This is a genomic window from Microbacterium sp. CFBP9034 (assembly GCF_034045255.1).
Taxonomy (GTDB): Bacteria; Actinomycetota; Actinomycetes; order Actinomycetales; family Microbacteriaceae; genus Microbacterium.
This window is the reverse complement of sequence record NZ_JAXCWC010000002.1, coordinates 638,374-651,870: the sequence shown is the minus strand read 5'-3', so window position 1 is coordinate 651,870 and position 13,497 is coordinate 638,374. Positions and strand designations below refer to the sequence as shown.

The following is a 13,497-nucleotide window of genomic DNA, read 5'->3' as shown; positions in this document are numbered from 1 at the left end:
ATGGACCTCTCATACCTCTGGTTCTGGATCGTCGGATTCCTCTTCGTCGGCTACTTCGTGCTCGACGGGTTCGACTTCGGGGTCGGCATGTCGCTCCCCTTCCTCGGCAAGGACGACATCGGCCGCCGCCAGATCATCAACACCATCGGCCCCGTGTGGGATCTGAACGAGACCTGGGTCATCGTCGCCGGCGCCTGCCTGTTCGCCTCGTTCCCCGAGTGGTACGCGACGCTGTTCTCCGGCTTCTATCTGGCGCTCCTCCTGATCCTGCTCGCCCTCATCCTGCGGGGAGTGTCGTTCGAATACCGTCACCAGCGCGACAGCCTGCGCTGGAAGAAGGGGTTCGACACGATGATCATCATCGGGTCCGCGGTGCCGGCGCTGCTCTGGGGCGTCGCGATCGCCAACATCGTCCAGGGCGTCCCGATCGACGCGGACCACGAGTTCGCAGGCTCGTTCCTCACCCTCCTGAACCCGTACGGCCTGCTCGGCGGGCTTACGACGCTGCTGCTGTTCTTCACCCACGGCGTGTACTTCGTCGCACTGAAGACGGACGGGCAGGTGCACCAGGACGCCCGCCGGCTGGCACGGCGCTCGGGCGCGCTCGCCGTCGTGGTCGCCGCGGCGTTCCTCCTATGGACCGTCTTCATCGCCGCCGGACACGGCGCTCCGCTGATGGCGCTCGTCATCGGCTGTGCCGCCCTCGCGGCGGTGACGCTGCTCATGTCGCTGCTGTTCAACCTCCGCGACCGCGAGGGCTGGGCGTTCGGCTTCGGAGCCGCGACGATCGCGGCGGCGGTGCTGACCCTGTGGTTCGCGCTGTTCCCGAACGTGATGCCGTCGTCGACGGACCCGGCGTTCAGCCTCACGATCGAGAACGCGTCGAGCACGGACTACACGCTCACGATCATGACCTGGGCCGCCGCGATCTTCCTGCCGCTCGTGCTGCTCTATCAGGGCTGGACGTACTGGATCTTCCGCAAGCGGGTCTCGCGCACCCGCATCGAGGACGCGGTCGCCGCGGCCGTACATTGATATCGATGCGTTTCGTCTCGTCGCTCCGCTCCTCGCTCAACGACCGGTTGGTCGTTGAGCGAGCGCAGCGAGACGAAACGCCGCAGGACGGCCCTCCCCGCCGAGGACCCAAACCGGTCGATCCGCGACTGCTCCGCTATGCGACGGCGTCCCGCGCGTTCTTCGTCGCCCTCGGCGTGATCGCGGTGGCCCAGACGGCCGTCATCGTCGCGTTCGCCTGGCTGCTCACGCGGGCGATCATCGGGGCGATCGACGGGATGCCACTCGCCGAGCTCACCGCGACTCTCGGCGCCCTCACCGTCGTGGTGGCAGCCCGAGCGATGCTCCTCTGGGTGCGCGAGTCCGTCGCGGCACGCGCGGCGGCGAGGGTGCAGACCCAGCTGCGCACGGCGCTCGTCGCGGCGGTGGGCGTCCTCGGACCGGATTGGCTCGCCGGCCGCAACTCCGCACGGCTCGCGATCACCGCAGGTCGCGGGCTGGACGCGCTCGAGGCGTATTTCGGGCGCTACCTGCCGCAGCTCGTGCAGACCGTGATCGCGACCCCCCTCATCATCGCCGTCATGTGGTGGCAGGACTGGCTCTCCGGCCTCACCGTGGTGCTCACGCTGCCGCTCATCCCCGTCTTCATGGTGCTGATCGGGCTTGCCACGAGGTCGGTGCAGCAGCGGCAGTGGCAGACGCTGCAGCGCCTGGCCGCGCGCTTCGCCGACACGGTGCAGGGGCTCGCCACACTCAAGGTGTTCGGCCGTCAGCACCGGGCCGCGGCATCCATCGAGCAGGTGACCGGGGAGTACCGCCGCGAGACGATGCGCGTGCTGCGGGTGTCGTTCCTGTCGGGCTTCGCACTCGAGTTCCTCGCATCGATCTCGGTCGCGATCATCGCCGTCTCGATCGGCTTCCGGCTCATCGACGGAGCGCTCGCGCTCGGCGTCGGCCTGTTCGTGCTGCTGCTCGCCCCGGAGGCGTACCTTCCGATGCGCCAGGTGGGCGTCCAGTTCCACGCCGCGTCGGAGGGCGTCGCCGCGACCGACGACGTGTTCGAGGTGCTCGACGCCGCGCAGGGTGCTCTGCCCACGGCCCCGGCCGCGACCGCCGCATCGTCGCTCTCGGACGGGGCGACGCTGCGGCTGATCGACGTGCGCGTACGGCGGGGAGAGCGCATGCTGCCTCCCGTGTCGCTGACGGCGGCCCCGGGCGCCGTCACCCTCCTCGAGGGTCCGAGCGGCATCGGCAAGTCCAGCGTGTTCGCCGCGCTGCGCGGGGCCGCCGCCTTCGACGGGGACGCCTCCTACGACGGGGTCGATGTCCGCCGTCTGGGGCCCTCGTCGTGGCTCGCGTGGGCCGGGCAGCAGGCCGGACTCGTCTCAGGGTCGGTCGGCGACAACGTCTCCCTCGGCGACCTCGAGCCCGATCCCGGCCTCGTACGACAGGCCCTCGCGCTGGCCTGCGCCGACGACCTCGATCCGCGCCGCGACCTCGGCGTCCAGGGCGCCGGACTGTCGGGCGGTCAGGCGCAGCGGGTCGCGGTCGCGCGTGCGTTCTACCGTCGCCTCCGCGGTCGCGCGGGCCTCATCGCCCTCGACGAGCCCAGCGCCGCGCTCGACCCCGGCACCGAGGAGCGGCTGTGGCGGAGCGTCCGGGCGCTCGCCGACGACGGCGCGGCCGTGCTGCTGATCTCGCACCGCACGAGCGCCCGGGCGATCGCCGACGACGTCGTGCGCCTCGAGCACAGCGGGGTGAGCGCATGACGGCCGTGACGGCGCGAGACGTGCTGCGCGGGGCCGTGCCCCCGTGGAAGCGCCTCTGGCCGGCGCTGGCCGCGGGCTTCGCGTCCGAGGCGTCGGCCGTCGCCCTGCTCTCGGTCAGCGCCTGGCTCATCGTGCGCGCGAGCGAGCAGCCCCCCGTGCTGTACCTGTCCGCCGCGGTCGTGGGCGTGCGCTTCTTCGCGCTGGCACGGGCGACGTTCCGCTACCTCGAGCGCCTCACCGGCCACGATGCCGCGCTCGGCCAGCTCGCCTCCACGCGCAGCGCGCTCGTGCGCCGGCTCGTGCCGCTGGCTCCCGACGGACTTGCTCGCACGCGGCGCGGATCGGTGCTCGGGGCCCTGGTCGACGACGTCGACGATCTGCAGAATCTTCCGCTGCGCGTGGTCCAGCCGCTGGTCTCCTCGGCCGTGGTCGCCCTCGCCGCAGTGGTGTTCGTCGCGTTCGTGTGGTGGCCGGCCGCCCTCGCGCTGCTGGGCTGCCTGGTGGCCGCCGGGTGCGCCGCGACACTGTGGGGGTGGGCGTCGGGGGCCCGCGCCGAGCGGGACATCGCGCCGCTGCGGGCGCGCGTGGCCGATGCCGTGCTCGACCACCTGAGCAGTCTCGACGTGCTCGCCGCGTTCGGCGCCGAGGCGCAGAGCCGTGACCGCATCGCCGCCGCCGACGCCGCCCTGCGCCGCGCGATCGTGCGACGGGCGGTCGCCCAGGCCGGCACGGCGGCACTGGTCTCGCTGCTCGCCGGTGCCGCGTCGATCCTCGCCGTCCTCGTCGCTGCGCCGGGCGCGGCATCCGGGGCACTCGACGGCCCGTCCCTGGCGGTCGTCGTGCTCGTCCCGATGGCGGTGTTCGAGGTGTTCGCCGCGGTCCCGCTGGCCGCCTCGGCGTGGCGTCAGGTGCGGGCATCGGCCGAGCGCATCGCCGGAGCACTCCCGGCCGAGCTGCCCGCAGAGGTAGTGGACGAGACCGTCCCCGCGACCGGCGACGCTGCCCCGCTCGGCGACGGCGTACGGCTGCGCGGCGCCTCGGTGCGCTGGCCCGGCAGCGGCGACGCGTCGCTGCACGACGTCGACCTCGACGTGAACCCGGGCGAGCGGCTGCTCGTCATCGGCTCGAGCGGAGCGGGCAAGACCACGCTCGCGCACGCGCTGGTGCGATTCCTCGAGACGGACGGCGCGTACGACCTGGGCGGCCGCTCCGTGCACGACCTCGCCGGCGACGATGTGCGGCGGACCGTCGGCCTGTGCGAGCAGCGCCCGATGCTGTTCGACGAGGACATCCGCCAGAATCTGCTCTTCGCCCGCGACACCGCGACCGACGCCGAGCTCGAGGCCGCGCTGGCCCGCGTGGGACTCGGCGACTGGCTGCACGAGCGCGGCGGACTGGGCGCGCGGGTCGGCGAGCGCGGTGCCCTCGTGTCGGGCGGCCAAGCGCAGCGCATCGCGCTCGCCCGGGCGCTGCTGCGGGGGTTCCCCGTACTCGTGCTCGACGAGCCGACGGCCGGCGTCGACCCCGAGGCATCCGACGCCCTCCTCGCAGACCTGCTCGGCGCAGTGGGCGACGACCAGGCGGTGGTGCTGATCTCGCACCTCACGGTGCCGCCCGACCTCGTCGACCGCGTCGTGCGTCTCGAGCACGGCCGGGTGGTTCCCGCGAGGTGACGGACGAGCGGATGCCTCCGCTACCGTCGAAGCCATGAGCCTGATCGTGCGGCGCGCCACCCGCGAGGACGTGCGGGCGATCTCGCATCTGCGGGTCGACACCTGGCGGGCGGCCTACGCGGGGCTCATGTCGGCGGACCTGCTCGATCGCCTGGATGCCGACGCCGAGGCGGTGCGGCGGCTCGCCCGGTGGGACGAGATGCACGTCGACCCCCGCGGCAGCGAACTGGTCGCCGAGGTCGACGGGGTCGTCGCGGGGTGGGCGGCGGTCGGCGCGTCGATCGACGACGACCGGCCGCGCGACGGTCAGGTGTTCGCCATCTACGCCCGGCCCGAGTTCTGGTCACGCGGCGTGGGTCACGCGCTCATGCTCGTCGCCGAGGAGCACCTCCGCGCCGCGGGTTTCCGGAAGGCCCACCTGTGGGTGCTGGACGGCAACGAGCGCGCGGCGGCGTTCTATGAGCGCCACGGCTGGCGCGAGGACGGCGCGACCATGACCGACGAGCGCCGGATCGGCGGCGGCGACGTGCACGCGCTGTTCGAACGCCGCCGCGTGCGAGACCTCAGCGAGCGGCTTCCGGCGCCGTGACATCGGGCGCGGGCACGTCGAGCTCCTCCGCGGTGCGAGCTTCGGCCGCCCCGCCGGCCTCCGACTCCGCAGCGGCGGCGATGCGGCTCGCCATGCCGGCGAAGATGAAGCCGTGGAAGGGCAGGACAGCGAGCCAGTACAGCCGGCCCGCCAGCCCCAGCGGGAAGAACACCGCGCGCTGGTCGTAGCGCGAGCCCTCGGCATCCGCCGTCGCGCGAAGCTCGAGCCAGGCCAGCCCCGGCACCTTCATCTCGGCCCGCAGCCGCAGGAAGGACCCGGGCTCGATCGCCTCGACGCGCCAGAAGTCCAACGCGTCGCCGACGCCCAGCCGCGCCTTGGAGCGGCGCCCGCGAGCGAGGCCGATGCCGCCGACGAGACGATCCATCCAGCCGCGCACCGCCCACAGGATCGGCGAGGAGTACCAGCCGTTCTGGCCGCCGATGCCCTCGATGACGCGCCACAGCGCCTCGGGCGGCGCGCTGGTGCGGGCGCTCCGGGCATCGACGAACACGACGCGTCCAGCCCAGTCCGGATCGCTGGGCAGCGGATCGCTCGGCACTCCGAGCACCTCGGCGTCCTGCCAGCTCGTCTCGACGCTGTCGTCCTCCACGCGCCCGAGGGCGAGGCGCACGGCCGCGCGATACCCGGTGAGCCCGTCCTCGGGCGGCGGGATCAGCGCGTCCACGGCGTGGTCCTTCATGACGCACTCGTTCTGCAGCGACTCCACGAGCGGGCGCGCGATCGACGCGGGGATCGGCGTGACCAGATTCACCCACAGCGAGGCCAGCCGCGGCGTCAGCACGGGCAGTGCGGCGATGGCCCGCTGGTGCAGGCCCGCCTCGACGGCGTAGCCGTTCATCATCTGGCCGTAGCGCAGCACGTCGGGGCCCCCGATGTCGACCGCCCGGTTCGCGTCCGGCGCGACCCGCGCGGCGCCGAGCAGGTAGTGCAGCACGTCCCGCACCGCGATGGGCTGGATGCGGTTGCGCACCCACTTCGGCGCCGGCATGTACGGAAGCACTTCGGTGAGGTGTCGCACCATCTCGAACGAGGCCGATCCCGAGCCGATCACGACGCCGGCCTGCAGCACCACTGTCGGCACGCCGGAGCCGAGGAACACCTCCCCCACCTCGACGCGGGAGCGCAGGTGCGGCGACAGCGCGACCTGCTCCGGGTGAAGGCCGCCGAGATACACGATGCGCCGGACGGATGCCGCGGCCGCCGCCGCCGCGACGGTTGCGGCCGCGCGCCGGTCGGCGTCGGCGAAGCCCTTCCCGGCCGACATCGAGTGGACCAGGTAGTAGAGCACATCGACGTCGGCCGTGGCCCGGGCGACGGCCGCGGCGTCGGCGGCATCGCCCGCGACGACCTCGACGCGGCTTCCCCATGTGAAGGTGCCGACGCGCGACGGATCGCGGGCGAGCACGCGGACCTCGTAGCCGGCGGCGAGCAGTCGAGGCACGAGGCGTCCCCCGATGTAGCCCGTCGCGCCGATCACCAGGGCGCGGGGCGGGGTGCCGTCCGGGCGCGGCACGGCGGCGAGCGCCGGTTCACGGCCGGTGGGCGCGGAGAAGTCGTCCATGTCGGCAGGCTACGCGCGGCGGGTGCGAACACGTAGGGGTTGACTCGCGCCCACGGTGACCCCAAGGCCGGTCAGGTGAGGATGCGCCCGAACGCCTGCACACCCTCGTGCGACGGCACGGGTGTGAAGCCGACGCGAGGGTAGAACGCGATCGCACCCTCGTTGTCGGCGGATGTGACCAGATGCAGCCCCGGAACCCCCTGCGCCCGCAGCGCCGCGACCAGCGTGGCGATCAGGTCGCGGCCGAGGCCCTGGCCCTGCACCTCGGGCAGCAGGTCGATGTGCAGGTGCGCCGGGTAGGCGTCGCCGTACGGCTCGGCACCGCCCCGACGTCCGTAGGCGTAGAGCAGGATCCCGTCCTGGCGGGTGACCTCGGCGTCGGGCTTCGGCCAGCGCGCGTGATGCCGCGGCCACCACTCCGCGCGGAACCACTCCTCGAACTCCGCGGTGTGCGGCGCCGACACGATGTAGCCGACGACGCGGCTGTCGTCGGACTCGACCACGAACGCGAGGTCCGGATGCCGGGCGACGTAGGGCAGCACGAAGAGCTCGGCCCACAGGTCGTCGTCCTCGAGCACGCCGGTTCCGTCGGCGCCGGCATCCGCCGTCTTCAGGCAGATCTCTGCGAGCGCGGGCTCGTCGCCGGGACGGAAGGGTCGGATGCGTGGCATCCGACGAGTCTAGGAGTCAGGGCGGACAGTCGCCTGGCTCACGGCAGCGGGACGAGTCGCACGTCCGACGCCGCGACCGACAGCCGCACCGGCACTCCGGGAGCGAGCCCGAGCGCCACCACGCGGTCGGCGGTCAGGTCGACCGACACCTCCGGATCGGCCGTCCTCACGCGCACTCCCGCGGGCGTCTGCTCGAGCCGCGTGACGCGTGCGAGCCACTCGCCCTCGGCGAGGGCCGGTGCGAGGCAGAGCGCCCCCGTCCAGGTGTCGGCCTCTGCCCGCTCGATCCGCACGGCCGACGGCGGGAACACGGCGGCGGCGTCGCTGTCGTCCGGGAGAGCGGATGCCTCGGCCACCGCACCGAGCACCACCGCGTCGCGCACCCAGCGCCCCGACCGCAGCGATCCCGCCACCCGGTTGAGACCGGCGACCGCCGCGGTGAAGCGGGTCGCCGGAGACGCCAGCACGTCACGCACCGGCCCGGCCTGCGTCACCCGTCCCGCTTCGAGCACGACCAGGCTCGAGGCGAGCGATACCGCGTCGACGGCGTCGTGCGTCGCCACGACGGCTGTGGTTCGCGTGGCCGCGAGCTGGTCGTGGAGGAGCGCCCGGATGTCGGCGGCGGTCTCGGTGTCGAGCGACGTCAGCGGCTCGTCCAGGAGCAGGGCGGACGGCGAGGTGGCGAGCGCGCGGGCCAGCGCGACCCGCTGCTGCTGGCCGCCCGACAGCTGCGCGGGACGCCGCATCCCCATCCCGTCGAGTCCGACGCGCCACAGCCACTCGTCGGCCTCGGCCACGGCGACAGCCCTGTCTGCGCCGTGGACGCGGAGGCCGAACGCGATGTTCGCGTGGGCCGACAGGTGCGGGAAGAGCCGGGGCTCCTGACCGAGCAGCACGATCCCGCGGTGGACGGGTGCGGTGCGACGGCGTGGCCGGGGCGCGGTGTCCAGGTCGCGCTCCCCCAGCCGGACATGGCCTTCGTCGAGGGCGGCGAGCCCGGCGAGCACGCCGAGCAGCGTCGACTTGCCGGCGCCGCTCGGTCCCATGACCGCGACGACCTGTCCGGGCTCGGCGTGGAGGACCGCATCCAGCCGGAACCCCGGTCGCTCGACCACGACCCGCGCGTCGAGGGCGCCGGTCATCGCTGCGCCTCGGGGCGCCACGCCCGCACGAGCAGCAGCACGGCGATCGCGGTCACCAGCAGCAGGAGCGAGAGTGCCACGGCGCTCCCCTGCGAGACGCCGGCGCCGTTGAACGCGGTGTAGATCGCGAGCGGCATCGTCTGGGTCACCCCGGGCGCGTTCCCCGCGAACAGCGCCGTCGCGCCGAATTCGCCGATCGCCCGGGCGAAGCAGAGCACGATGCCCGCGATGAGGCCGGGGGCAGCCAAGGGCAGCGTCACCCGGCCGAGGATGGTCCATCGACCGGCGCCGAGGGCCGCAGCGGCCTGCTCATACCCGACCCCGGTCGAGCGCAGCGACCCCTCGAGCGCGAGCACGAGGAAAGGCAGCGCCACGAAGGTCTGAGCCAGCACCACGGCGGTCGTGGTGAACGGGATCCGGATGCCCCATTCCGCGAGCATCCCGCCGAGCCAGCTGGTGCGCCCGAACAGGAACAGCATCGCCACACCGCCCACCATGGGAGGGAGCACCAGCGGGACCGTCACGAGGGCGCGCAGCACCGCCGCCGGGCGCGCGCCGCTGCGGGCGATGAGCAGCGCGAGGGGAACCCCCAGGACCACGCACACGCCCGTCGCGATGATGCCCGTCGCGAGCGACAGCCACAGCGCCGAGACGGCCTCGGGCGAGGTGATGTCGGACCAGATCGTCGACCACTCCACCCGCAGCACGAGGGCGACGAGAGGCAGCCCGAGCAGCGCCAGCCCGACGATCGCGGGAAGGGCCAGGATGCGAGGGACGAAGCCGACACGGTCGCCGCGGGGAGTCACGGCGTCCCGAACCCGAGCCCGTCGAGCACGGACCGTCCCTCGTCCGAGAGCACGAACGCGGTGAAGGCGGCGGCGGCCTCGGGGTTCCCCGCGGCACCCAGCTCCGCGATCGGGTACCGGTTCACGATGCGCTCCGAGCCCGCGGCCCCCACCGCCTGCACGTCGTCGCGCCCGAGCGCATCGGTCACGTAGACGAGTCCCGCGTCCGCCTCGCCCGCCGCGACCTTGGTGAGCACCGCGGTGACGTTCTGCTCGAGGCTCGCGGGCGTCAGGGACACATCGTTGTCGTCGAGGAGCGCCTCGGATGCCGCACCGCACGGCACCTCGGGCGCGCACAGGACGACCGTGAGCCCCGGTGCCGCGAGGTCCTCGACGGTCTTCACCCCGCCGGGGTTGCCCTTCGGCACGGCGATCACCAGCGTGTTGGAGGCGAAGAGCTCCGAGCCGGTGGCGAGTCCGGCATCGACGACCTTCGCCATGTTCTCCTCGTCGGCCGAGGCGAAGACGTCTGCCGGCGCCCCCTCGATGAGCTGCCGGGCGAGGGTGCTGGATCCGTCGTACGAGATCGGCCGGACGTCGACCCCCGGATGCCGCTGCTCGAACTGCAGCGCGAGCTCGTCGAACGCGGTGGCGAGCGATGCGGCGGCGAAGACCGTGAGGTCGCCCGTCGGCTCGGTCGTCGCGTCCCCGGCGGACGGCGCGGCGCTCCCCGCCCCGGCGGGCGCGTCCGCGCTGGCGCACCCCGCCGTCACGAGCACAGCGAGGAGCGCGACGGCGGCGAGCGCGCGGCGAGCGGCGGTGTGCGGCATCCTCATCCTCTCGGCGTCTCGATGATGACGTTCGTGGCCTTGACGACCGCGGCGGCGAGGGACCCCACCTCGAGGCCGAGATCGTCGGCGGCTTCGGCCGACATGAGCGAGACGACGCGATGCGGACCGGCCTGGATGTCGACCTGGGCCATGAGCCCGTCTCGCTGCACCCGCGTGACGAGCCCGACGAACCTGTTGCGTGCGCTCGAGAGCACGTCGGCGGTGTCGTGGGGAGTCGCGGCCAGCTCGACCGCTCGCGCGGCGAGGGCCTCGCCGGGCACCTCCGCGGGCGACGACCCGGTGGTGGGAAGCGCTCCGGCGTCGATCCACCGGCGGACCGTGTCGTCGCTCACCCCGAGGAGCCGGGCGGCTTCGGCGATCTTGAAGCTGGGCATACTCGCACGATATCACCGCGTGTGCGGAGGTATCCGCTTCGATTGTCCGCACGTGCGGCCTGCGGTGCGTGCGCTGTCCGCTCCCGGACGCTGCGGAACCGCAACAACCGCGCGTATCGACTCTGTGAGGGAGCGACTTCTGCGGTGTCGACGCCCGGCGTCACGACCCAGAGCCGCTGAGGCGCGACGCGGATACCCTGGATCCATGCCCTTCCCCCCGCTCGTGAAGCCGGTCGACGCGCTCGACCAGGCCGAGCGCGTGCGCACCGCCCGGCACGCGAGCCTGGCCGGATTCGGCGAGATCGCGCAGCGGCGGCTCGCGGCCGCACACGTGGCCGTCGTCGGGGCCGGCGGCCTCGGATCGCCCGTCGTGCTGGCCCTCGCGGCCGCCGGTGTCGGGACCCTGACCGTGATCGACGACGACGGGGTCGAGGCATCCAATCTCCAGCGGCAGGTGATGCACCGGGTCGGTGATGTCGGCCGGCCCAAGGTCGACTCCGCGGTGCGCGTCGCCGCCGACCTGTCGCCGGGCACCGTCGTGCGACCGGTACAGGCGCGTCTGACCCCCGCGAACGCCCGGCAGCTGCTCGCCGGGGCCCACGTGGTCATCGACGGCACCGACACCTTCGAGACGCGGGATGCCGTCGCCACCGCCTGCGAGCACCTCGGGGTGCCGCTCGTATGGGGCGTGGTGCAGGAGTTCCACGCGCAGGCGACCGTGTTCTGGTCGTCGCCGCCGCCTGGAGTCGCGCCGGTGCGACTGCGCGATCTCTATCCCGCCGAGACCGTCGGAGAGCTGCCGACCTGCGCGGCCGTGGGCGTGCTCGGCTCGCTGTGCCTGCAGGTCGGCGCACTCCTGGCCACCGAGGCCGTGAAGCTGATCACCGGAGTCGGCGAACCGCTCCTCGGTCGTGTGCTGATCATCGACGCCCTGCGCGGCCGCACCGACGAGGTGGCGCTGCGACCCGCCGTCGCGCCCGCCGTGCCGGCCGCCGCCGCCGTCCCGGCCGCCGCTGCGGCTTCACCCATCGTGCACATCGACCTCGACGCGGCCCTGGCCGCGCAGGCCCAAGGTTCGACGCTGCTCGATGTGCGCGAGCCGCACGAGACCGCGACCGGCGTGCTTCCCGGCGCGGTCGAGGTTCCGCTGGCGACGCTGCTCGCCGAGCCGGCGCGGGCCGGATCAGGCCCGTTCGTGGTGGTGTGCAAGGTCGGCGTCCGCGCGGAGCGCGCGGCCCGGGCGCTCCGGGATGCCGGGTTCGAGGCATCCGTCCTCGCCGGCGGCATGGATGCGTGGGACGGCACGGGCCGCCGATGGGTGCACGCGTGACGCCGGCCGCGGACGACGACCTGACCACCGTCGACGCCCATCTGGCGACCGTGCTGGAGGCGGTCATGCCGGTGGAGACGGTCACGGTCCCGGTGTCGGCGGCGCGCGGCCGCACGCTGCGCGAGCCCGTCACCGCCGCGGTCGACATCCCCGTGTTCGACAACTCCGCCATGGACGGGTTCGCGGTGCGCCACGACGACGTCGCCGGGGCCTCGGCCGATGCGCCGGTGACCCTGCGCGTCGTGGCCGACCTGCCCGCGGGGACCGAGCTCGACCCGGCGCTCGCCCCCGGCCAGACAGCGCGGATCATGACCGGGGCGCCCCTGCCGAAGGACGCGACCGCCGTCGTGCCGTTCGAGGACACGCGGGGCGGGCTGGCCGACTCCCTCGACGAGATCACCGTGCTGCGCGCTCCCCGAGCCGTCGGCGCCCATGTGCGACGCCGCGGAGAGGACGCGGTGGTCGGCGATGAGCTGCTCCCCGCGGGCGTCCGGCTCGGCGCACTGCAGCTCGCTGCCGCGGCCGCCGCCGGCGTCGCGGACGTCGCCGTGAGCCGGATGCCGCGGATCGCCGTCGTCTCCACGGGCTCCGAGCTCGTGACTCCCGGCGCACCCCTCGGACGTGGTCAGATCCCGGAGTCCAACAGCGAACTCCTCGCCGGGCTCGCTGCGGAGGCCGGCGCCGAGGTCGTGCTGCGGCTGAGCGTCCCCGACGACGGCGACGGCCCCCGGCAGGCGATCGCCGCGGCGGAGGCGCTCGGCGCCGATGTCGTCGTCTTCTCCGGCGGCGTGAGCGCCGGGGCGTATGAGGTGGTCAAGAGCACGCTCGGCGACAGCATGCGGTTCCTCAAGGTGCGCATGCAGCCCGGCAAGCCGCAGGGCTTCGGGCGCACGGCCTCCGGGATCCTGCTGTTCGGGCTCCCGGGCAACCCCGTGAGCGCCGCCGTGTCGTTCGAGGTGTTCGTGCGTCCGGCGCTGCTCCGGATGCAGGGGCGCTCCCCGGTGCACCGGCCGGTGATCGCCCTGCCTGCGGCGGTCGGCTGGCGCACACCCCCGGGGCGCACCCAGTACCTCCCGGTCTCGATCGATCGGACCGACCCTCGCGCCTGGCGCGTCGCGCCGGCGACCGCCGGAGGATCGCACCTCGCGGGCGGTCTCGGGCGAGCCGAGGCGTACGCCGTCGTGCCGGCGGACGTGGATGCCGTGGGTCCGGGCGACCTCGTCGATGTCATGCTGATCACATGAGCTTCACGCACCTCGACGACGCCGGAAACGCCCGGATGGTCGACGTCACGCAGAAGCAGCCGACGGTTCGCTCCGCGACGGCCCGCGGCTTCGTGCGCTGCGCTCCGGATGTCGTCGCCGCGCTGCGCGACGGCACGGTCCCGAAGGGCGATGTGCTCGCCGTTGCGCGGATCGCCGGCATCCAGGCCGCCAAGCGCACGCCCGATCTGCTGCCACTCGCCCACGTCATCGGCGTCCACGGCGCCGCGGTCGACCTCGTGATCGAGGAGGGCGGCGTGGCGGTCGAGGCCACCGTGCGCACCGCCGACCGCACCGGCGTCGAGATGGAGGCCCTCACCGCGGTCGCGGTCGCCGCGCTCGCGATCGTCGACATGGTGAAGGCGCTCGACAAGAGCACGTCCATCGAGAGCGTCCGCATCGTGACGAAGACCGGCGGCAAGAGCGGCGATTGGCACCGCCCCGACGAGGCGTGA

Annotated in this window: 13 protein-coding genes; 7 read left to right on the top strand and 6 right to left on the bottom strand. The window is 73.6% G+C overall.

Going from position 1 to position 13,497, the window contains the following annotated elements; genetic code table 11:
• From cydB to SOM19_RS14235, 4 genes are read left to right on the top strand one after another with little or no spacing between them, the layout of a single operon-like run.
• Positions 1–1,035, top strand: a complete 1,035-nt coding sequence (cydB, locus tag SOM19_RS14250) for a cytochrome d ubiquinol oxidase subunit II (RefSeq protein ID WP_320487261.1) — start codon at positions 1–3, stop codon at positions 1,033–1,035.
• 5 nt (positions 1,036–1,040) lie between these two features.
• Positions 1,041–2,783: a thiol reductant ABC exporter subunit CydD gene (cydD, locus tag SOM19_RS14245; RefSeq protein WP_320487260.1), complete on the top strand. Its 1,743-nt coding sequence runs from the start codon at positions 1,041–1,043 to the stop codon at positions 2,781–2,783.
• A complete protein-coding gene (gene cydC, locus SOM19_RS14240) occupies positions 2,780–4,456 on the top strand; it encodes a thiol reductant ABC exporter subunit CydC (protein ID WP_320487259.1) in 1,677 nt (558 codons plus the stop codon). Before cydD ends, cydC begins: the two co-directional genes overlap by 4 nt.
• Before the next feature lie 34 nt (positions 4,457–4,490).
• Positions 4,491–5,045, top strand: a complete 555-nt coding sequence (locus SOM19_RS14235; protein ID WP_320487258.1) for a GNAT family N-acetyltransferase — start codon at positions 4,491–4,493, stop codon at positions 5,043–5,045.
• On the opposite strand, the gene SOM19_RS14230 is transcribed toward SOM19_RS14235, so the two are convergent.
• The 6 genes from SOM19_RS14230 to SOM19_RS14205 form a co-directional block, all read right to left on the bottom strand.
• Positions 5,020–6,627 (bottom strand): SDR family oxidoreductase, encoded by a 1,608-nt coding sequence (locus SOM19_RS14230; protein ID WP_320487257.1) that lies wholly within the window; start codon positions 6,625–6,627, stop codon positions 5,020–5,022. The genes SOM19_RS14235 and SOM19_RS14230 overlap by 26 nt on opposite strands.
• A 71-nt stretch (positions 6,628–6,698) precedes the next feature.
• Complete coding sequence (locus SOM19_RS14225; protein WP_320487256.1) at positions 6,699–7,298, bottom strand: GNAT family N-acetyltransferase; 600 nt, start codon at positions 7,296–7,298, stop codon at positions 6,699–6,701.
• A gap of 38 nt (positions 7,299–7,336) precedes the next feature.
• A complete protein-coding gene (locus SOM19_RS14220; RefSeq protein WP_320487255.1) occupies positions 7,337–8,440 on the bottom strand; it encodes a sulfate/molybdate ABC transporter ATP-binding protein in 1,104 nt (367 codons plus the stop codon).
• A complete protein-coding gene (locus SOM19_RS14215) occupies positions 8,437–9,246 on the bottom strand; it encodes an ABC transporter permease (protein ID WP_320487254.1) in 810 nt (269 codons plus the stop codon). The genes SOM19_RS14220 and SOM19_RS14215 overlap by 4 nt, the downstream gene beginning before the upstream one ends.
• Positions 9,243–10,055, bottom strand: coding sequence for a molybdate ABC transporter substrate-binding protein (modA, locus tag SOM19_RS14210; protein ID WP_320487253.1), 813 nt, complete (start codon positions 10,053–10,055; stop codon positions 9,243–9,245). Before modA ends, SOM19_RS14215 begins: the two co-directional genes overlap by 4 nt.
• Positions 10,056–10,057: 2 nt before the next feature.
• Positions 10,058–10,450: a TOBE domain-containing protein gene (locus SOM19_RS14205; protein WP_320487252.1), complete on the bottom strand. Its 393-nt coding sequence runs from the start codon at positions 10,448–10,450 to the stop codon at positions 10,058–10,060.
• A 205-nt stretch (positions 10,451–10,655) separates the two neighbouring features.
• On the opposite strand from SOM19_RS14205, the gene SOM19_RS14200 reads away from it, so the two are divergent.
• The 3 genes from SOM19_RS14200 to moaC are packed head-to-tail and all read left to right on the top strand — an operon-like array spanning position 10,656 to position 13,497.
• Positions 10,656–11,780, top strand: a complete 1,125-nt coding sequence (locus SOM19_RS14200; protein WP_320487251.1) for a HesA/MoeB/ThiF family protein — start codon at positions 10,656–10,658, stop codon at positions 11,778–11,780.
• Positions 11,765–13,024, top strand: a complete 1,260-nt coding sequence (locus SOM19_RS14195; RefSeq protein WP_320487250.1) for a molybdopterin molybdotransferase MoeA — start codon at positions 11,765–11,767, stop codon at positions 13,022–13,024. The genes SOM19_RS14200 and SOM19_RS14195 overlap by 16 nt, the downstream gene beginning before the upstream one ends.
• The gene (gene moaC / locus SOM19_RS14190) at positions 13,021–13,497 is read left to right on the top strand and encodes a cyclic pyranopterin monophosphate synthase MoaC (protein ID WP_320487249.1); all 477 of its coding nucleotides are present in this window, start codon (positions 13,021–13,023) and stop codon (positions 13,495–13,497) included. The genes SOM19_RS14195 and moaC overlap by 4 nt, the downstream gene beginning before the upstream one ends.